This is a genomic window from Sulfitobacter sediminilitoris (genome assembly GCF_010667575.1).
Lineage (GTDB): Bacteria > Pseudomonadota > Alphaproteobacteria > Rhodobacterales > Rhodobacteraceae > Sulfitobacter > Sulfitobacter sediminilitoris.
In genome coordinates this window covers 40,272-59,455 of record NZ_JAABNT010000004.1, presented here as the reverse complement: position 1 = coordinate 59,455, position 19,184 = coordinate 40,272, and the positions used below count along the sequence as shown (strand labels likewise).

16 protein-coding genes and 1 pseudogene are annotated in these 19,184 nt (G+C 60.0%); 11 read left to right on the top strand and 6 right to left on the bottom strand.

Features of this window, described 5'->3' with window-relative positions; genetic code table 11:
• Window positions 1-36: 36 nt before the first annotated feature.
• Both GV827_RS07995 and GV827_RS07990 read right to left on the bottom strand, forming a co-directional pair.
• Window positions 37-612, bottom strand: coding sequence for a GcrA family cell cycle regulator (locus tag GV827_RS07995; protein ID WP_164353271.1), 576 nt, complete (start codon window positions 610-612; stop codon window positions 37-39).
• A 101-nt stretch (window positions 613-713) separates the two neighbouring features.
• Window positions 714-1,625: a DMT family transporter gene (locus GV827_RS07990; protein ID WP_164353270.1), complete on the bottom strand. Its 912-nt coding sequence runs from the start codon at window positions 1,623-1,625 to the stop codon at window positions 714-716.
• Window positions 1,626-1,885: 260 nt separating this feature from the next.
• Here GV827_RS07990 and GV827_RS07985 point away from each other — a divergent pair, with 260 nt between their 5' ends.
• The 3 genes from GV827_RS07985 (at window position 1,886) to GV827_RS07975 (ending at window position 5,075) form a co-directional block, all read left to right on the top strand.
• Window positions 1,886-3,061, top strand: coding sequence for an aspartate aminotransferase family protein (locus GV827_RS07985; protein WP_164353269.1), 1,176 nt, complete (start codon window positions 1,886-1,888; stop codon window positions 3,059-3,061).
• A 72-nt stretch (window positions 3,062-3,133) separates the two neighbouring features.
• Complete coding sequence (gene argF, locus GV827_RS07980; RefSeq protein WP_164353268.1) at window positions 3,134-4,039, top strand: ornithine carbamoyltransferase; 906 nt, start codon at window positions 3,134-3,136, stop codon at window positions 4,037-4,039.
• The gene (locus tag GV827_RS07975) at window positions 4,029-5,075 is read left to right on the top strand and encodes a 2-dehydropantoate 2-reductase (protein WP_235930289.1); all 1,047 of its coding nucleotides are present in this window, start codon (window positions 4,029-4,031) and stop codon (window positions 5,073-5,075) included. Before argF ends, GV827_RS07975 begins: the two co-directional genes overlap by 11 nt.
• On the opposite strand, the gene GV827_RS07970 is transcribed toward GV827_RS07975, so the two are convergent.
• Window positions 5,072-6,553: an inorganic phosphate transporter gene (locus tag GV827_RS07970; RefSeq protein WP_164353266.1), complete on the bottom strand. Its 1,482-nt coding sequence runs from the start codon at window positions 6,551-6,553 to the stop codon at window positions 5,072-5,074. The two genes, GV827_RS07975 and GV827_RS07970, sit on opposite strands and share 4 nt — an antisense overlap.
• A gap of 106 nt (window positions 6,554-6,659) precedes the next feature.
• Window positions 6,660-7,118: an NUDIX hydrolase gene (locus GV827_RS07965; protein WP_164353265.1), complete on the bottom strand. Its 459-nt coding sequence runs from the start codon at window positions 7,116-7,118 to the stop codon at window positions 6,660-6,662.
• A 152-nt stretch (window positions 7,119-7,270) separates the two neighbouring features.
• Here GV827_RS07965 and gndA point away from each other — a divergent pair.
• A pseudogene (gndA, locus tag GV827_RS07960) lies at window positions 7,271-8,680 on the top strand (NADP-dependent phosphogluconate dehydrogenase).
• On the opposite strand, the gene truA reads toward gndA, so the two are convergent.
• Complete coding sequence (gene truA / locus GV827_RS07955) at window positions 8,677-9,444, bottom strand: tRNA pseudouridine(38-40) synthase TruA (RefSeq protein WP_164353264.1); 768 nt, start codon at window positions 9,442-9,444, stop codon at window positions 8,677-8,679. The pseudogene gndA and the gene truA overlap by 4 nt on opposite strands.
• A gap of 91 nt (window positions 9,445-9,535) precedes the next feature.
• Here truA and GV827_RS07950 point away from each other — a divergent pair, with 91 nt between their 5' ends.
• The 5 genes from GV827_RS07950 to GV827_RS07930 all read left to right on the top strand — a co-directional run bounded on the left by GV827_RS07950 (window position 9,536) and on the right by GV827_RS07930 (window position 16,112).
• Entirely contained in the window at window positions 9,536-10,951 is a 1,416-nt protein-coding gene (locus tag GV827_RS07950; RefSeq protein WP_164353263.1) for a YcjX family GTP-binding protein, read from the top strand.
• Window positions 10,948-11,391: a GNAT family N-acetyltransferase gene (locus GV827_RS07945; protein WP_328823124.1), complete on the top strand. Its 444-nt coding sequence runs from the start codon at window positions 10,948-10,950 to the stop codon at window positions 11,389-11,391. The genes GV827_RS07950 and GV827_RS07945 overlap by 4 nt, the downstream gene beginning before the upstream one ends.
• A complete protein-coding gene (locus tag GV827_RS07940) occupies window positions 11,392-12,393 on the top strand; it encodes a YcjF family protein (RefSeq protein WP_164353262.1) in 1,002 nt (333 codons plus the stop codon).
• 207 nt (window positions 12,394-12,600) lie between these two features.
• On the top strand, window positions 12,601-15,513 hold the full coding sequence (gene ileS / locus GV827_RS07935; protein WP_164353261.1) for an isoleucine--tRNA ligase: 2,913 nt from the start codon (window positions 12,601-12,603) through the stop codon (window positions 15,511-15,513).
• 143 nt (window positions 15,514-15,656) lie between these two features.
• Complete coding sequence (locus tag GV827_RS07930; protein ID WP_164353260.1) at window positions 15,657-16,112, top strand: methylated-DNA--[protein]-cysteine S-methyltransferase; 456 nt, start codon at window positions 15,657-15,659, stop codon at window positions 16,110-16,112.
• On the opposite strand, the gene GV827_RS07925 is transcribed toward GV827_RS07930, so the two are convergent.
• Complete coding sequence (locus GV827_RS07925) at window positions 16,109-16,801, bottom strand: CDP-alcohol phosphatidyltransferase family protein (RefSeq protein WP_164353259.1); 693 nt, start codon at window positions 16,799-16,801, stop codon at window positions 16,109-16,111. The two genes, GV827_RS07930 and GV827_RS07925, sit on opposite strands and share 4 nt — an antisense overlap.
• 169 nt (window positions 16,802-16,970) lie before the next feature.
• Between GV827_RS07925 and GV827_RS07920 the strand changes: the two genes are divergently transcribed.
• Both GV827_RS07920 and rpmB read left to right on the top strand, forming a co-directional pair.
• A complete protein-coding gene (locus GV827_RS07920) occupies window positions 16,971-18,659 on the top strand; it encodes a DUF4214 domain-containing protein (protein WP_164353258.1) in 1,689 nt (562 codons plus the stop codon).
• Window positions 18,660-18,854: 195 nt separating this feature from the next.
• The gene (gene rpmB / locus GV827_RS07915) at window positions 18,855-19,154 is read left to right on the top strand and encodes a 50S ribosomal protein L28 (RefSeq protein ID WP_164353257.1); all 300 of its coding nucleotides are present in this window, start codon (window positions 18,855-18,857) and stop codon (window positions 19,152-19,154) included.
• The last annotated feature ends 30 nt before the right edge of the window (window positions 19,155-19,184 follow it).

Below are 19,184 nucleotides of genomic sequence, written 5' to 3'. Positions count from 1 at the left end.
CGGATCGCCTTTCAAGAACTCTTATTCAGGAACGCGTCACCGCCGACGGTCGCGACGGGATGACATCGGTTGGAAGGCCACGCCAACATGCGCTTCGCAATAGGGCTTGCCCTGCTTGACTGGCAGGCCGCAGAACCAGAAATCCTCGGTCGCGGGGTCACCCACGGGCCATTTGCAGGTGCGTTCTGTCAATTCCATCAGGCCGATCTTCTTGGCCTTCTTTTCAACTTCGTTCACTTTCGCCAGCGCTTCAGGCGAAATCTCGTTCGCGGAAGGCTGCGGTGGCAGGGGCTGGCCTGCCGGAATAATCTGCTTGCGCGCGGGCAGGGTGGACTTGGGCGGAGCGGCCGCTTCGGTCTTCATCACCGGCTTTTCTGTTTTTGGTTCTGACTTTGGCTTGGCTTCGGCCTTGGGCGCCGCCTTGGCCTTGGGCTTGGTATCCGCCTTTGCCGCACCGCCGCTGGTGGCACGGTTGCTCAGCCCCAGACGGTGCACCTTGCCGATTACGGCGTTGCGGGTCACGCCGCCCAGCTCTTTGGCAATCTGGCTTGCCGACTGGCCTTCGCCCCACATTTTCTTCAGCGTCTCAACGCGGTCATCGGTCCAGGACATCGCAGGTCTCTCTTTGGTCAAAAAGCGGCCCCCTTGGACCGCCTTGTTCTGTTCAGTCCCCTATACTAAGCGTTCCGGGCCTGCGTGCAAGGGAGGAAGCGTCAAACCGAGGTGGTTGGACGCGGCGGCATCGGTTTGCGCAAGCGCGCCTCTCGGAAGGCAAGCAGTAGGGCGCCTGCAATGATGATGCCTGCACCGATCAGGGTAACAGCATCGGGCACCACGCGATAGAAGAGATTGTCGTATAGCGTTGCAAAAATGAGTGTACCATAGCTGAAAGGCGCGACAAAGCTGGCCTCTGCGCGCGCCATGCCGTTGACAAAGAACGCCTGCGCGACGCTCATGCAAAGCCCCACCGCGATCAGAAGGCCCCATTGCGCGGCGGTTGGCGGCTGCCAGAAGGCAATCACGGCCACGCTGGCGATGATCACGCCCATCGCATTGTTAAAAAGCAGGATTTGAAACGGGTTCTCGCGCTGACTGAGCTTTTTGATGAAAATCAGCTCCATTCCCATGATCATTGCCGCCCCCAGCGCAAGAAGCGCGGCAGGCTGGAAGCTTTCGGGCGTCGGCCGCAGCAGGATCAGAGCGCCGGCAAAGGCGAGTGCGGCGGCGAACCACCGAATGCGGCCCACGCTTTCCCCCAGAAGCGGGATGGCAAGGATCATCGCAAAGACCGGGTTCAGGAACGAAATCGCCGTTGCGTCGGCCAGTGGGATATAGGCGACGGAGGCAAACATCAGCGTCACGCCAGCCCAGCCGAAACTGGTGCGTGCGATATGCAATCGCCAATTGGGCCGGGTCAGCTTGGGCCGCAGGATGGATGCGGCAGTGGCTATGCCAATGAACGCGAAAAGAAACCTGCCATGACTGATCTGCAGCGGGTGAAGGGCAGGACCAAGCGCGTCACTGCCAAGGGCCTTCGCCAACAGGGTCGTCGCCGCAATGAACGCCGTCGCAGCGGCGATCAGCAGCGCGGCCAGGGCATTGTTGGGGGGCTTGGCCTGATACATACGGTCCTATGCGTCCAAAGCCGGCCCACCCACAAGGGACGATTTCAGGGCTATGCAAGCCTGCGCAATCCTCTTATGAGGGACGACATGATCACGACGACACATATCCTGTCCCGACGACGCCAAGGCTGATCCCTTTCGCGTGGCCTGCATGCCGCAGGTCTGATCCCGGTGCGCTGCACCTTTCCCAAACATACTTGACCACACGCGCCGCCCATGGCCTCTTGCGCCTTTAGCGGCCCATCAAAAGGATGATCCAGATGATCTCTTCCGTTCTGCCGACCTACAACCGTGCACCGTTAAGCTTTGTTTCCGGCGCAGGCTCCTGGCTGACCGAGGCGGACGGGCGACGCTTTCTGGACCTTGGCGCAGGCATCGCTGTGAACGCGCTGGGACATGCCCATCCCAAGCTTGTCGAGGCGTTGACCACGCAGGCCAATGCGCTGTGGCACACCTCGAACCTGTACCAGATCCCGCAACAGCAGGCGCTGGCGGACAAGCTGGTTGCCAACACGTTCGCAGACACGGTGTTCTTCACCAATTCCGGCACGGAAAGCTGTGAACTGGCCGTCAAGATGGCCCGCAAGTATTTCTATGACAAAGGTCAGCCTGAGCGGATCGAGATCATCACTTTCGACGGGTCGTTCCACGGCCGCTCCTCCGCGGGTATCGCGGCGGCAGGGTCCGAGAAAATGACAAAGGGCTTTGGCCCGTTGCTGCCCGGTTTCGTGCATCTGGGCTTTGGCGATCATGACGCGCTGAATGCGGCGATCAATGACAAGACCTGCGCCGTGCTGGTGGAGCCGGTACAGGGGGAGGGCGGTATTCGCGCTGTTCCAGACCAGTGTCTCAAGGGCCTGCGCGATCTGTGTGACGAACACGGCATCCTGATGATTCTGGATGAGGTGCAGTGCGGCGTGGGCCGAACGGGCAAGCTTTTTGCCCATGAATGGGCCGGTGTGACGCCTGATATCATGATGGTCGCCAAGGGTATCGGCGGGGGTTTCCCACTGGGTGCGGTGCTGGCGACGGAAGATGCGGCGTCAGGCATGACGGCGGGCACCCATGGATCAACCTATGGCGGCAATCCACTTGGGTGCGCGGTGGGCTGTGCGGTGATGGATATTGTCAGCGACCCGGATTTTCTGGCCGAGGTGAACCGCAAGGCAAGCCTGCTGCGCCAGAAACTGGAGGGGCTGGTTGCCGGTCACCCCGATGTTTTCGAGGCTGTGCGTGGTTCGGGGCTGATGCTGGGGCTGAAGTGCAAGGTCGCACCGGGTGATGTGGTCAATGCAGGCTACGCCCACGAGGTGATCACGGTGCCTGCTGCCGACAATGTGGTGCGTCTGCTGCCACCGCTGACCATCTCCGATGAGGAGATTGCCGAGGCCGTATCCAGACTGGACGCCGCGGCAGGCAGCCTGAGCGCTTCCTGATCCCTTTCGACCCGAAATTTCCGCAGCGGAGCTCCTGCTTGGCAGGGCCGCGCCAGACATTCAGAGACTTAGATGACACATTTTCTTGATATCCACACCACACCGCAGGACGACTTGCGGCACATCATCGACAATGCAATCAGCATGAAGAAATCCCGGGCGGGACGGCCCAAAGGGGCGCTTGATGAGGAGCAGCCCCTCAAGGACCATATGGTTGCGCTGATCTTTGAAAAACCATCGACCCGGACCCGCGTCAGCTTTGACGTAGGCGTGCGCCAGATGGGCGGGCAGACCATGGTTCTGTCAGGTGCGGACATGCAATTGGGCCATGGTGAAACCATCGCTGATACGGCCCGCGTGCTCAGCCGCTATGTCGACCTGATCATGATCCGCACGTTTGAAGAACAGACGCTGCTGGAAATGGCGGAGTACGCCAGCGTGCCGGTCATCAACGGGCTGACCAACGCCAGCCACCCTTGCCAGATCATGGCCGATGTTATGACCTTCGAAGAACATAGCGGGCCGATCAAGGGCAGGAAGGTCGTCTGGTCCGGTGACGGCAACAATGTCTTTGCAAGCTTTGCCCACGCGGCCAAGCAATTTGATTTTGACCTGACGTTTACAGGCCCGCCACCTTTGGACCCACATCCGGATCTGCAGGGCCTCTATTCGATCGAACGTAATCCGGATCTTGCTGTGCAGGGCGCCGATCTGGTGGTGACGGATACGTGGGTTTCCATGCACGACCCCCAATCTGCAAGGGAACGGCGCCACAATCAATTGCGCGGCTATCAGGTGAACGAGGCGCTCATGGCCAAGGCGAAGGAAGACGCGCTGTTCATGCATTGCCTTCCTGCCCACCGCGAGGATGAGGCGACAAGCGCGGTCATGGACGGGCCGCATTCGGTGATCTTCGATGAAGCCGAAAACCGGTTGCACGCGCAAAAGGCCATCATGCGGTACTGCCTTGGACGCTGATGCGGATCAACTGGATAGCGACCCGCATATCGTGGTAGCGGGTGCGGGGTCCATCGGCTGTTTTGTCGGGGGACTATTGGCAGCGGCAGGGCGCAATGTGACCCTGCTGGTGCGCCCGCGCATCGCCGCAGAGATCAGGGCGCATGGGCTGACGCTGACAGATCTGGACGGCATGGCCGTGCAGGTCCGAGCGGATGCCATCGGGCTGTCCGAAGACCCGGCTTGCATGGAAGAGGCAGATGTTGTTCTGGTCACGGTCAAGTCACGCAGCACAGATGCATTGGGTCGCGAGATCGCGCAATACGCGCCGCGCCATGCGCCGGTCGTCAGCCTACAAAACGGCGTGACCAATGCCGAGGTGTTGCGCAAGCGCCTGCCGGGGCGCGATGTGCGCGCCGGGATGGTCGCCTTCAACGTCGTGCCAATGGGGCAGGGGTGCTATCATCGCGCGGTAGAGGGCGACGTCGTGGTTGAGGCCGGACCGGGCGATCTGGCGGCCGTGATGCAGGCTCCCGGCTTGGAATGCGTGGAAAGCCGCGACATCGAAAGCGTGCAATGGGGTAAGTTCCTGATGAACCTTAACAATGCGCTGAACGCACTCAGCGGATTGCCATTGCAGGAACAGCTGAAAAATCGCGGGTGGCGCAGGCTGATGGCCGACCAGTGGGCCGAGGCGTATAGCGTGCTGAAAGCTTGCGGCATAAAGCCAAAGTCTTTCACACCTGTGCCGGTCGGTGCGCTGCCGTTGGTGTTGCGATTACCCAATGCGATCTTCCTGCGCCTCGCGTCGGCCATGCTAAAGATCGATCCGCAGGCGCGGGCGTCGATGTCCTATGACCTGATGGAGGGGCGGCCCACCGAGATTGATGCATTGCAGGGTATGGTCGTGCGAAAGGGCGCAGAAGCTGGCGTGCCTACGCCCATCAACGCGATGGTCGTGGACGTGATGAAGACCGCTGAGTTGGCGGAAGAGGGGCTGCCAAACTTGACGCCTGAGAGCCTGCGCGCAGAACTTTCGCAGAATCGACCATCCTAGCTCACAAGCGCGTTGAGGATCAGGAACACGACAGCTGACAGCAGCGCAGCCGCAGGTACCGTGATCACCCATGCCGCGACGATCGTCATGAAGTGGGATCGACGCACCAGTTTGCGGCGACGACGTTCCTCGTTGGCGATGGTTTTCACTTGGCCTGCGGTCACGCCCGGACGGCGCAGCCGCCGTTCCATATGCCATTCGCGGTAAAAGCCGACGCCAAACACCCCGCCCACTGCGATATGAGTGGAACTGACGGGCAATCCCAACCAGCTTGCCACGATCACGGTGATCGCTGCAGACAGTGCGACGCAATAGGCCCGCATCGGGTTCAGCTTGGTAATCTGACTGCCGACCATGCGGATCAACTTGGGACCAAAAAGGAACAGGCCAAATGAGATCCCGAAGGCACCGATGACCATGACCCATGTGGGGATCGCCACCTTCGCTTCGAACCCGCCGAATTCGGTTGCGTGGACAATGGCGGCAAGCGGCCCAACTGCATTCGCCACGTCATTGGCACCATGGGCAAAACTCAGCAAACCGGCGGAGAGGACGAGCGGTAGGCCGAACAGGATTTTGACGGATTTGTTGCGGTTTTCCATGCCTTCGGAGGCGCGTTTGATCAGCGGGGCTGATATGGCGTAAGCCATCGCTCCGATCGCCGACCCGATGATGAGGGCGGTCAACAGATCGATCTTGATGATCCGTTTGAGACCTTTGAGCGCCAGATAGGCTGCGAAAACCCCCGCCATGACGCCCACCAGTACAGGCACCCAGGTCCGTGCGGCGGCGATCTTGTCCTCCTGATACAGGATGCGGGCCTTGATGAAGGCCAGAAACAGCGCAGCGATTGCGCCGCCAAGGACCGGGGATATGACCCAGCTGGCGGCAATTAGACCCATGGATGGCCAGTTCACAGCGGTCAGACCAGCGGCGGCAATCCCGGCCCCCATCACGCCGCCAACAACCGAGTGGGTGGTCGAAACCGGTGCGCCCGCCCAAGTGGCAAGGTTGACCCAAAGTGCCGAAGAGATCAGGGCGGCCATCATCGCCCAGATGAAAATCTGCGTATCCGCGATGGAGGTCGGGTCAATGATCCCTTTCGAGATGGTCGAGACCACATCACCGCCTGCCAAGAGCGCGCCTGCACTTTCGCATACAGCAGCAATTGCGATGGCACCGCCCATGGTCAGCGCGTTCGCCCCGACCGCAGGTCCCATGTTGTTCGCGACATCGTTGGCGCCAATGTTCACGGCCATATAGGCCCCAAAGACCGCCGCCGCGACGACGACAAAACTGACCGGTGTCTGGCCAAAGAAAATGGCGGCCATGATACCCGCGATCACCATGAAGGCGAGCGCGATACCCGGTCCGACCAGTGGACGTGCCACGTAGGCTGTGGCCAGTTCTACCTGAGAAATGCGATTAAGATCGGTGTCCAGTGTCTTCCACTGGCTGCCTTGCGGTCCCTGTGCCATGCGTGCCCGGCTCCCCTGTCTTATCGCCCTTTCGGCACGGGTGGCATAAGGGGGGCGTCAATACAAGGCATGACAGCAGAGTTTCGCAGCCTGTGGGGCGGAAGGCTCAGAGCGCCTTGAGGATCTCTTTGAGATCAGGTTCGTCGACCAGATTGGCGGCTTCGCCAGGCGAGAACCATTGCCGCTCGCGTTCATCAACTTCAGGGTAGGATTTCTTAAGGTCGCGCACGCGGGTCATATAAACTTGGGTTTCAACGGGGACGCTCACGCCGTTATCAAGGCCCTTCGCGTATTCGTAGTACCCCATCGGCTCTTCTTCGATATCAGCCTTGCTGACGCCAGCCTCTTCCCACGCCTCCTGCAGGGCAGAGCCGGGTCCATCCTTGCCCTCAACAGGCCAGCCTTTGGGCAGAATCCAGCGTCCGGTATCCCGGCTGGTGATCAACAGGACCTTTTTCCCGTCTTCCGTGTTTTTATAACACAACGCGGCGACCTGCACGCGCTTGGGACGCTGAAGAATAGGCATAAGCATATCTGCCCATGCACGTTTGAGAACGTGGATCACTGAAAACTACCACTCAATTTTTCATTTTTATTAGCAACTTAACATAAACATACGTGATTCGTTTTTCAAGTGTATTAACCGAGTTCCTCTCGCTCTTGTGTTGTGGAGCCCCTGCACGCACTTTGGGGCCGATAAACAGGAGCAGATGAGCTATGACAAAAGGCGCAGACATCGGGGTTTATGGCCTTGGCACAATGGGCTCTGCCCTCGCGCTGAATTTTGCCGATAAAGGGTTTCACGTTGCTGTATCCAACCGCGAAGCTGATTGGATCAGCCGCTTTCTGCAGGACGCCGGACCCTTGTCAGAGCGTATGGTCGGTGAAGCGGAGTTGCGGGCCTTTGTGCAAGCCATCGCACGGCCCCGCAATATCCTCTTCATGATCCCATCTGGTGCACCGATGGATGCCATGATTGACGCGATCAGTCCGCTTCTGGAGGAAGGTGATACGCTTATTGACGGCGGCAACGCCGATTTCAACGCCACGCGCCGCAGGTCCCAAGCCTTCGAGGGAACGGGGCGCCATTTCGTTGGCTTGGGCGTATCGGGTAGCGAAGAGGGCGCGCGGCACGGCCCGTCGATGATGGTGGGCGGTACGGACCATTCCTGGACCGCGCTGCGCCCGATGGTCGAAGCGATTGCGGCGAAATTCGAGGGCGACCCATGCGTGGATCACCTGGGGCCGGACGGGGCAGGGCATTTCGTCAAGACGGTGCACAACGGCATCGAGTAAGCCGACATGCAGATGATAGCTGAGGTTTACGGAATGTTGCGGGACTCTGGTGGTAGGGCTGCACAGGATATCGGCGCGCTGTTTGAACATTGGCAGGACGGACCTCTCAGTTCCTACCTGATCGAGGTGTCGGCGGCGGCGCTGCAATCGGTTGACCCTCAAACAGGGCAGCCGATGGTGGACGTGATCCTTGATCAGGCCGGGCAAAAGGGTACAGGTCGCTGGACATTGATCGAAGCGCTGAAGATGGGGCAATCGGCAAGCACGATCGAGGCAGCGGTCGGCGCGCGCGGCTGGTCATCGGAGAAGACGGTGCGCGAGCTGGCAGAGCCACTGCTTGTGGAGGGGGCCATTGGTGCTGCACTGCCCACAGATGCTGACCTTGAGCAGGCGCTGCTTGCTGGCCGCATTCTGGCCCACGCGCAAGGCTTTCGGGTCTTGTCCGCTGCGTCAGAGGAATTTGATTGGTCGCTGGACCTTGCCCGTATTTCCGAGATCTGGAGGGCGGGCTGCATCATCCGCTCGGCCCTGCTGGACGATTTTGCGGATGCCTTCCGCGATGAATTGCCAGGTGGGCATTTGATCCTCGCACCAGCGATGCGCGCCCTTTTGGCGCAAAGCGTTCCAGCCCTGCGCCGCACCTTGGCGGCGGCGGTGTCTGCCGGGGTCGCGATGCCCGCGCTGTCCGCGTCTCTGGCCTGGTATGATACGATGCGCCGCGGTCGGGGGACGACGAACCTGATACAGGCGCAGCGTGATTTCTTTGGCGCACATGGGTTTGCGCGTGTGGATGCGGATGGATTGCATCACGGGGACTGGAACGCGCTTTAGGCGAACGGATCCTGCGGGTAGGTGACATGCGCAAGGTAAAGCCCCTGCGGCGGACAAACTGGGCCGCATGCGGAGCGATCCCGCGCTTCAAGCGCTGATTGCACATCCTGAGGTGACCACGAACCGGTGCCGACCCGTTCCAGCGTACCCACGAAACTGCGTACCTGGTTGTGCAAGAAAGACCGGGCACGGACGTCAAAGTGATATTCTGGCCCGCCAAGGGTTTCGACACGCGCCACGCTGAGGTGGTCGAGTGTCTTTACCGGGCTGTCCGCTTGGCAAATGGTTGAACGAAAGGTTGTAAAGTCATGTTTTCCTTGCAGAAAGCTGACGGCTTCGTTCATCGCTTCGAGATCAAGCTCATGCTTGATTTGCCAGACCAACCCGTCCTGATGTGTGGCAGGTGCGCGGCGGCTCAGGATGCGGAACAGATAGCGCCGCTCGCATGCAGAGAAACGCGCGTGGAAATCATCCGGGACTGCAGCACAGGCGGTGATTGCGACGGGCTGCGGCTTGAGGTGGTAATTCAGCGCCTCGGACAGACGGAAAGCGTCCCAATCCTGTTTCATGTCGCAATGTGCGACCTGTCCCAGCGCATGTACGCCGGCGTCGGTGCGACCCGCCGCGGCAATGGTATGGCCGCGCGGTTCCAGCTTGGCGAGTGCCGTCTCAACCGCACCCTGCACCGACGGCAGATCAGTCTGGCGTTGCCAGCCAACGAAGGGCGCGCCGTGGTATTCGATTTTCAGGGCATAACGGGGCATGAGCTGCGCCTTAGCGTGCGGCTTGGCGTCTGGCAATCCCTCAGCGCGGTCCCTATGTTAAGGGTCGGAACTTTTAGAGGCGGGCGCGGTTTTGGTCATCTCAAGTATTGCCGATGGCATCTGGCGTCAGGTTGAGGCGGTTCAGGACACCGTGTCCGAGACATTCTTTGAGCCGGTGATCCGGCTGGGGGTCACGGGCCTCGCGCGTTCCGGCAAGACAGTTTTCATCACATCGCTGGTGGCCAATATGCTGGACCGGGGGCGGATGCCGGGACTGGTGGCGGCTGCTGAAGGGCGGATAGAGGCGGCGTTTCTGCAGCCACAGCCAGACGATACCTTGCCGCGCTTCGAATACGAGGCGCATCTGGCCGCTTTGACCGGGCAAACGCCGCACTGGCCCGACAGTACACGCGCGATTTCCGAATTGCGGCTGTCATTAAGGGTGCGGCCCACGGGGCTGCTGTCAGGGTTGAAGGGGCCACGCACGATCCATCTGGATATCGTGGATTATCCGGGGGAATGGCTGCTGGATCTGGGGCTGATGGATCACAGCTACGAAGAGTGGTCGAAGGATACTTTGGCGCGTATCGCCAATAGAGATTCGGCACATGATTTCATGATGTTGACGCAGGAGGTTGATCCTACACTTGACCATGACGAGGTGCTCGCCCAGAAGCTTGCCAAACATTTCGCGAGCTACCTCAATCAAGCCCGCGCGGAAGGCTTCTCGGACTGTACGCCGGGGCGGTTCCTGTTGCCCGGCGATTTGGCAGGCTCGCCCGTGCTGACCTTCGCTCCGCTGCCGGTTGAGGGATATTCGCGCAGGGGTACGCTGCACCGGGAAATGTCGCGGCGCTTCGATGCGTACAAGGACCGTGTCGTCAAACCATTTTTCCGCGATCATTTTGCCCGTATCGACCGTCAGGTCGTGCTGATCGATGCTTTGGGCGCCATCCATCAAGGGCCGCAAGCCGTTGAAGACATGCGCCACGCAATGCAAGAAACATTGAGCGCGTTTCGGCCCGGCAGGAACTCCTTTTTGACAAATCTTCTTGGCGGAAAGCGGGTTGAGAAGATCCTGTTCGCCGCGACCAAGGCGGATCACCTGCACCACACCCAACACGGCAAGCTAAGCGCCATCATGGAGGCGCTGACCCGCGAGGCCCGCGACCGGGCGCAATACGCAGGTGCCGGTACTGCGGCAATGGCGATCGCTTCGCTGCGCGCGACGACCGAAGCCGTGATGGAGCATGAAGGCACACCGCTTAATGTGGTGCGTGGCACCTTGCTGGAAAGCGGCAAAGAGGCCGCGTTCTATCCCGGCGATTTGCCCGATGATCCGGCCCACCTGCTAAACCCCGCCCGTCAGGGGGCGGAAAAATGGCTGGATCAGGATTATCAGGTGATGCGGTTTGCGCCCGCGCCGCTGGTGCTGAAACCCGGTGATGGGCCGCCGCATATCCGGCTGGACCGCGCGGCGGAGTTTCTGTTCGGGGATCGGCTGTGATTGCCTTGCGCAGGGCACGCGCCACCGATGCGGGCGCAGTTGGTGCGATCCTGTCAGAGTTTGTGGATACCACCGACTGGATGCCGCGCATTCATACGCGCGCAGAAGACCTGGCACATGCAGGCGCGTTGATTGCGCGCGGCTGGGTGACCGTGGCCGAACTGGAAGGGGCAGTCGCTGGATTTGCCGCACAGGATGGCAAGGACCTTGACGCACTTTATGTCAGTGCTGCGATGCGTGGTCAGGGCATCGGGTCTCAGTTGTTGAACCGCATCAAAAGTGGGTGTGAAGTTATTGAATTATGGACATTTCAGGCCAACATGCTGGCGCAGAGCTTCTATCTGAAGCATGGCTTTATCGAACTCAGGCGCACCGATGGTGCGGACAATGACGAGCGGTTGCCCGACATCCGCTATCAATGGAAAAGAGAGGCAGCATAGATGGCCAAAGGTCCGGTTCTTTTCGATTTAGATACCGACGCCGACCCGCGTCCGCAGGTGGCCGACGCGCCGCCGGTGCCCGATCTCGTGCCAGCGCCACCGCAGGGTCAGGCGATGCAGATGGCGGCTCGTTTGGCGGCGCGCAAACCGTCGTTTCTGGGCCGTGCTTTCTGGTGGTTGGCGACGGCTTTGATCGGGGCCATTGTGTCAATCGCCGCCTGGACATTCGTGACTGATCTAATGGCGCGTTATCCGCTTTTGGGCTGGGGCATGACAGTTTTATTCGGGGCCTTTCTGCTGGTTTTGACGCTGTTGGCCTTGCGTGAGACGGCGGCGTTTGGCCGGTTGTCACGGTTGGACGGGTTGCGGCATGCGGCGGCGGAGGCGCTGGCGCAGGAGGATCTGGGGGCGGCACGGGACGTGACGGACCGGCTCGTGCGGCTGTACAAAGGGCGCGAGGACACCCGCTGGGGACGTGACCGGCTGGCGGATCTGCGCAAGGACCAGCTGGATGCGCTGGGTCTTTTGGGACTGGCGGAGGCGGAACTGCTGGGTCCGCTGGATCAGGCGGCCAGCCGCGAGGTTGAGGCGGCCGCGCGGCAGGTTGCGACGATAACTGCGCTTGTGCCGCTGGCGCTGGCGGATGTGGCGGCGGCACTGACCGCGAACTTGCGGATGATCCGCCGGGTGGCTGAAGTCTATGGCGGGCGGTCAGGTTTCTTTGGCTCTTGGCGTCTGACGCGCGCGGTGCTGAGCCATATGGTCGCGACAGGGGCGGTCGCTGTGGGCGATGACCTGTTGGAGCCGGTGCTGGGCGGGACGATTATAGGCAAGCTGAGCCGCCGTTTCGGCGAGGGCTTGGTGAATGGCGCCTTGACTGCTCGGGTCGGGGTTGCCGCGATGGAGGTGTGCCGCCCGCTGCCCTTTGCCACTGACAAACGCCCCAAGGTGAGGTCAATCATCAAGCGTGCCTTGGGTGGGTTGTTCGGTGGCCGCGATTGAGAGCAGCGGGTGCCGTGTCGCCGATACGAAGGTCTTGTAGCCTTTGGTCCGCCTGCCTATAAGCGCGGACATGATGCAGCGCAGCCTGATCATTATTCGAATTATTTCCCCGGCGCTCTGATCTGATGAGACGCCGGGCAAAGGTGTTTGAGCCCATCGCACCGTTTGAACCTGTATCCCGAAAATACCATCCGAAGGACGCCTGACATGTGCGCCGATACGCCTGAGACACTCGATTACAAAGACACACTGAACCTGCCGAAAACCGATTTCCCGATGCGTGCGGGATTGCCAAAGCGCGAGCCCGACTGGCTGGCGCGGTGGGAAAAGATCGGTGTTTATGACCGTTTGCGCGAGAAAGAAGGGCGGACGCCGTTCACGCTGCATGACGGGCCTCCTTATGCCAACGGGCATCTGCACATCGGGCATGCGCTGAACAAGACGATCAAGGACATGATCGTGCGCAGCCATCAGATGATGGGGTTCGATGCCCGTTATATCCCCGGCTGGGACTGTCACGGTCTGCCCATCGAATGGAAGATCGAAGAGCAATACCGCAAGAAGGGCAAGTCCAAGGACGACGTGCCGATCAATGAGTTCCGGGGCGAATGCCGGGCCTTTGCCGCGGAATGGGTCGATATCCAGCGTGAAGAGTTCAAGCGGCTGGGCGTGACCGGCAACTGGGCCGATCCGTACCTGACGATGGATTTCCACGCGGAGCGGGTGATTGCCGAGGAATTCATGAAGTTCCTGATGAACGGGACGCTCTACCAGGGCTCCAAGCCTGTCATGTGGTCGCCCATCGAGCAGACGGCGCTGGCCGAGGCGGAGGTGGAGTACCACGACAAAGAGAGCTTTACCGTCTGGGTGAAGTTCAAGGTTGTCGGCGGGGGCGATCTTGAAGGGGCCAAGGTCGTGATCTGGACCACGACGCCCTGGACAATGCCGTCAAACAAGGCTGTCGTGTACGGCGAAAACATCTCCTACGGGCTTTACGAGGTGACGGGGACGCCGGATGAATGCTGGGCGTCGGTTGGCGACCGCTATTTGTTGGCTGACAATCTGGCGGCGGATGTGTTTGGGCGTGCGCGGCTGGAAGAGGGCCAGTGGACACGCCTGCGGGACGTGACGGCGGATGAACTGGCGAGTCTGTCGCTCAAGCATCCGCTGGCCGGGGCTGAAGGGTCGAATGGTGAGTGGGACGATCTGCGCGACTTCCGCGCCGCCGATTTTGTGACCGATGACGAAGGCACCGGTTTCGTGCATTGTGCGCCGTCCCACGGGATGGAGGAATACGAGCTTTACCGTGATCTGGGCATGCTGTCCGAGGTCATCACCTACAACGTCACGGACGATGGCAGTTTCCGCAAGGACCTGCCGTTCTTTGGCGGCAAGTACATCTTGTCCCGCAAAGGCGGTGAAGGAGACGCAAATACCGCCGTAATTAACAAGCTGGTTGAAGTGGACGGTCTGCTGGCGCGTGGCAAGATCAAACACTCTTACCCGCATTCGTGGCGCTCCAAGGCGCCGGTGATCTATCGCAACACGCCGCAGTGGTTCGTGGCGATCGACCGCAAGATGAAGATCGGCGATGACGAATTCACCATCCGTGAACGTGCTTTGCGCGAAATCGACCTGGTCAACTGGACCCCGAAATCGGGCCGTAACCGGCTGCACTCGATGATGGAAGCCCGCCCTGACTGGGTGCTGAGCCGCCAGCGCGCCTGGGGCGTGCCGCTGACCTGCTTTACCAAGAAAGGGGCGCTGCCCACGGACGAGGATTTCCTGCTGCGCAATCCAGAGGTGAACGCGCGGGTTGTCGCGGCGTTCGAGGAAGAAGGCGCGGACTGCTGGTACGAGGAGGGCGCGAAGGAACGGTTCCTGAGCGGGATCGTGGACCCGGAGGCCTATGATCAGGTCACGGACATTCTGGATGTTTGGTTCGATTCCGGATCGACCCACGCCTTTACTCTGCGCGACCGGCCCGACGGGACCGAGGACGGCATCGCTGACGTTTACATGGAAGGCACGGATCAGCACCGTGGCTGGTTCCATTCGTCGCTGCTGCAATCGGTTGGCACGACCGGTCATGCGCCGTACCGCAACGTGGTGACGCATGGCTTTACCTTGGATGCCAAGGGGCTGAAGATGTCGAAGTCCATCGGCAACACCATCGTGCCCGAGAAAATCGTTCAGCAATACGGCGCTGACATTCTGCGGCTTTGGGTGGCGCAGACCGATTATACGGCTGACCAGCGGATCGGGGACGAGATCCTGAAAGGCGTGGCGGACAGCTACCGTCGGCTGCGCAACACCATGCGCTATATGCTGGGTGCCTTGAGCGACTTTACCGAGGCGGACCGGGTGGAACCGGCGGATATGCCGGAGCTGGAGCGCTGGGTGCTGCACCGGGTCGCGGAGCTGGATAAGGTCGTGCGCGATGGTTACACCCGGTTTGATTTCCAGGGTGTGTTCCAGGCGGTCTTTACCTTTGCGACTGTGGACCTCTCGGCGTTCTACTTCGACATCCGCAAGGACGCGCTTTATTGCGATGGCAATACGCTACGGCGTCGCGCGGCGCGTACGGTGCTGGATATCCTGTTCCATCGGCTGACCACATGGCTCGCCCCGGCGCTGGTTTTCACAATGGAAGAGGTCTGGCTTGAGCGCTTCCCCGGCGAGGACAGCTCGGTGCATCTGGTGGATATGCCTGAAACGCCAGGCGCCTGGCTTGACGCAAATCTGGCGGCGAAATGGGCCATGGTCCGGGCGGCGCGGCGCGTTGTAACCTCAGCGCTGGAAGTGCAGCGGGTCGAGAAGGTTATCGGTGCATCGCTTGAGGCCGCTCCGATCGTATATGTGGCGGATGCGGATCAGCGCGCAGCGTTGGAGTCGGTGTCTTTTGAGGATGTAAGCATCACGTCGGACATCACCGTTTCCGGCGATCCCGCGCCAGAAGACGCCTTCCGCATGCCTGAGATCGATGGCGTCGCGGTGACCTTTGTGAAGGCGTCGGGCGAGAAATGCGCGCGTTGCTGGAAGGTGCTGCCAGATGTCGGCACGCATGCCCATCCCGGTGTCTGCAATCGCTGCGATGAAGCTGTATCGGAAATCGGTTGAGGCGGAAATCAACGCACAAGTGAGTGCACGGGGGGCGGGAAAGACAGTCCGCCCCTTGCCTGTGCCGGTTTGTTGATTGTCGCGGGCACCTTTGGCGCAGGTTTCGGATTGAGAGCCGCGCCCCGTGGGTGCATCCTAAGTCCATGAAGCGACGTTCCGTACATACGCAGTTTGGCGATCTGACCCTGACCGAAGAGGACGGAGCGATTGTATCGCTTGATTGGTTTTGGTCTGACCGGCAGGACGATTCCGCGTTGCTGGATGAAGCGGCGGCGCAACTGGCGGCCTATGCGGCCGCAGAGCGGGAGGATTTCGATCTGCCGTTACGCGTGAAGGGATCGGAATTCCAGCGCGATGTCTGCGCGGCGATGTCTGCGATCCCTTTCGGCTATACCCGCACCTATGGTGAGATCGCATCGGACCTTGGCGTGCCAGCGCAGGCTGTAGGGCAGGCTTGTGGTGGCAATCCTATTCCGGTCATCATTCCTTGCCACCGGGTGATGGGGGCCAAGGGGCTTACGGGATTTTCTGGACGTGGCGGGGTCGAGACCAAAGTTGCGCTTTTGCGCCATGAGCGCGCGGCAGGACTGCTGATCTAGTCCTTGGGTTCGGTGAGTTGCTGGACCGCGCCCGCAGTCACCAGATAGAGTGACGACAAGATCAGACCCCAATGTGCCCAGCTTTTAGGATGGAAATCGACCCACGCGGCCCATCCCGCAAAAAAGGTCCATGCCAACGCCATCGGCAAGGTGATCATACGCCACCGTTCCGTGCGCACGGGGTGAACGAATTTGACCGGTACGAACATCGCGATTGCCAGCAGGGTGACAATGATCAGGCAAATCCACCACGCAGGCTCAAGCGCGAAAAGCACAAGTACCAGCATGTTCCAGCATCCGGGAAAGCCCGAAAAGGAATTGTCCTTTGTTTTCATGCGTGTGTCAGCAAAGTACATGGCCGAGGTGAAGGTGATGATGATGATCATGACCCAACCGCTCCATCCGTCCATCAGGCCCGATTTGAATAGCGCGAAGGCGGGGATGAACACATAGGTCAGATAGTCAATGATCAGATCCAGAAGAACCCCATCGAATTCAGGTGCATTGACCTTGACGTGATAGCGGCGCGCCAGCGGTCCGTCGATGCCATCGACAAAGAACGCCACAACCAACCAAAGGAACATCAGATCCCATTTGCCGTCCACGGCCGCAAGCATCGCCAGCATGGCAAAGACCGCGCCCGTGGCTGTGAAAAGATGGACGAGGAGGGCGCGCGTATGGATCGACATGGGAATGTGTCTCGCAAATTGGGGGGGGCTAGGAAAGGATAAACGGCAGTGGCCGAATGACATAATTGCGAATTGGGGTGATTACCTGATTTCTCTGACGCGGCGTCAGTTGTAGCCTTGGGCTTGTATTTTATCATTTACTCACCCTCACAAGGGAAAGGTTTTTATTATGCCAGGACCCGCAGCCGCCTTGGGCGTCTACGCCGACATTATCGGCATCTATTCGTTTCTTGACGATCAAAGAGACGAGATTACGCTGAATTTCAGGCTCAACCAGATCCAGGATGCGCTTAGCGATCTCAATTCGCTCTCGACCGCGACGGTGAATGGGGACATTGCCCAATCGCTTGGCGGGGCCTCGACCGCGCTTGATCAGTTGACACAATACCGGAATTCGGAAAGCGCCGAAGACCGGGCTGCCTTTGCCACAACGGCGGTGCTGGAGGCGACGGACACGCTGAGCGAGCTGATTTTCATCGTCAGCGCGCAGAAGGGTCTGGCGAGTGCGGAATCGCTGGCCTACATGGTTGGCGCATTGCAATACGCCATCATCGTGCGGATGAAAGTGGCCGATACGGTGCAGGACGGCCCCTATGGCGCTGCAGGGCTGCATCTGCAGGTCAAGACCGCGGCACAGCTGATCTACGATCAGGTGGGTGATAATGACATCTATTCGGAGTTTCCCCGGGCGATCTCGTCGCGGATCTCGGCCACCGATCTGGATGTGAACCTACTCCAGACCAAGGTCGAGTTCAGCATGAGAAGCACGTTCAGCAACCGCAGCGAGGATCTGGAGCTGACGCGGCGCACGCTCTTTACCGATACGCTGATCCCGCTGCCTTACCCTGAGCCCGATTCCCAGTTTGAGAGCCGGATCGATAACGCAGCCGACGCGGCCTTTGACCGGATTTACGCAGACGATTACGCAGAGGCGGAGGTCAACACATACCTTGGCATCGGGGTCGAGCTAAACACATGGCTTGCGCAGGATGCGATCAATGTTGTCGGGCTTTATGAACGGATTGGCGATTCCACGGACAACGTGGAGGAAGGCACCAATAACGCCGATTACTTCAGTGGTCTGGCCGGCGACGACTGGTTGACCGGAAAGAACGGGCCGGATGCGCTTGTGGGCGGGTCGGGCAATGACATCCTGCTTGGTGGGGCATTGCAGGACAACATGACAGGGGGCAGCGGCAATGATTTCATCGTCGGCAACGAAGCGATTGACGATCCGGTCGACGGGGACACGGCACGCTTTGACGGTGATTTGGCCGATTATGAGGTGATCGGCGGTCAGACCTACGCGGTGGTGATCGCGCCTGATGGATCGCGCGACAAGCTTTTCAATATCGAGTTCCTGCATTTCGAGGACACGATCTTGCAACTTGGTGAGGGGTCCGCGCTTGATAATGCGCAGCGTGACGACTTCACGGTCGATGAACGGGTGGCGCTGCTTTATGAGGCGGCTTTGGACCGGAACGGCGAAATCGACCTGCCGGGCCTGAACTTCTATATCGAGGTGACAGAGCGCGACAGTCTCAGCATTGAGTTCTTGGCCGCCGACCTGATGACCAGTCCGGAATTCACGGCCAAATTTGGCGATGTGAATACACTCAGCAACGATGCGTTCCTTGAGCAGATTTATCTCAACGTGCTTGACCGGGCCTCCGACGGGGCGGGCAAGGCATTCTACCTTGACCTTTTGGACGACGGATCGATCACGCGAGCGTTGGCGCTGGCAGATATCGCGACTAGCCCCGAGAACACCCAAGGCTCCGCCGAGATTCTGATGAGCCTGTTCGAAGGTTCATCCGGCGATTGGCGCTTCATTTCTGATGGCATGGAGATGGCCTGAGGACGTGTATCATGCAGCTGTCGCGCTTCTTGGGGGCGCGATGGTGCAATTCTTGGCAAAATACCGCGCGCTGCTTGACGCCCTACACGATTCCCACTAAAGCCAGCGAACAAGTTTCAGGGTCGCATCGCGCGGCCCCTTTTATGTGTTGCATCAGGTTCCTGTGCCGCACCACTAAAACAAGAGGATGATCTCATGTCGCGCGTTTGCGAATTGACCGGAAAAGGCCCGATGACGGGCAACAACGTGAGCCACGCGAACAACAAGACGCGTCGCCGCTTTCTGCCGAACCTGAACGACACAACGCTTCAGTCCGAAGCACTGGGCCGTTCTTTCAAGCTGCGTATCTCTGCGCATGCGCTGCGGTCTGTTGACCACCGTGGTGGTCTGGACAAGTTCCTGGCAAAGGCCAAGGACAGCGATCTGTCCGCCAACGCGCTGAAGATCAAGAAGGCGATCAAGAAGTCCGGCATGGAAGCTGACGCGCTGAGCTGATCCGCTCATTATCTCAAGTGTTTTGCGACA

Coding starts and splice junctions, on each gene's coding strand:
- GV827_RS07995 (WP_164353271.1), bottom strand. CDS start 612: ATGTCCTGGACCGATGACCGCGTTGAGACGCTGAAGAAAATGTGGGGC.
- GV827_RS07990 (WP_164353270.1), bottom strand. CDS start 1,625: ATGTATCAGGCCAAGCCCCCCAACAATGCCCTGGCCGCGCTGCTGATC.
- GV827_RS07985 (WP_164353269.1), top strand. CDS start 1,886: ATGATCTCTTCCGTTCTGCCGACCTACAACCGTGCACCGTTAAGCTTT.
- argF (WP_164353268.1), top strand. CDS start 3,134: ATGACACATTTTCTTGATATCCACACCACACCGCAGGACGACTTGCGG.
- GV827_RS07970 (WP_164353266.1), bottom strand. CDS start 6,553: ATGGCACAGGGACCGCAAGGCAGCCAGTGGAAGACACTGGACACCGAT.
- truA (WP_164353264.1), bottom strand. CDS start 9,444: ATGCCCCGTTATGCCCTGAAAATCGAATACCACGGCGCGCCCTTCGTT.
- GV827_RS07940 (WP_164353262.1), top strand. CDS start 11,392: ATGGCCAAAGGTCCGGTTCTTTTCGATTTAGATACCGACGCCGACCCG.
- ileS (WP_164353261.1), top strand. CDS start 12,601: ATGTGCGCCGATACGCCTGAGACACTCGATTACAAAGACACACTGAAC.
- GV827_RS07930 (WP_164353260.1), top strand. CDS start 15,657: ATGAAGCGACGTTCCGTACATACGCAGTTTGGCGATCTGACCCTGACC.
- GV827_RS07925 (WP_164353259.1), bottom strand. CDS start 16,801: ATGTCGATCCATACGCGCGCCCTCCTCGTCCATCTTTTCACAGCCACG.
- GV827_RS07920 (WP_164353258.1), top strand. CDS start 16,971: ATGCCAGGACCCGCAGCCGCCTTGGGCGTCTACGCCGACATTATCGGC.
- rpmB (WP_164353257.1), top strand. CDS start 18,855: ATGTCGCGCGTTTGCGAATTGACCGGAAAAGGCCCGATGACGGGCAAC.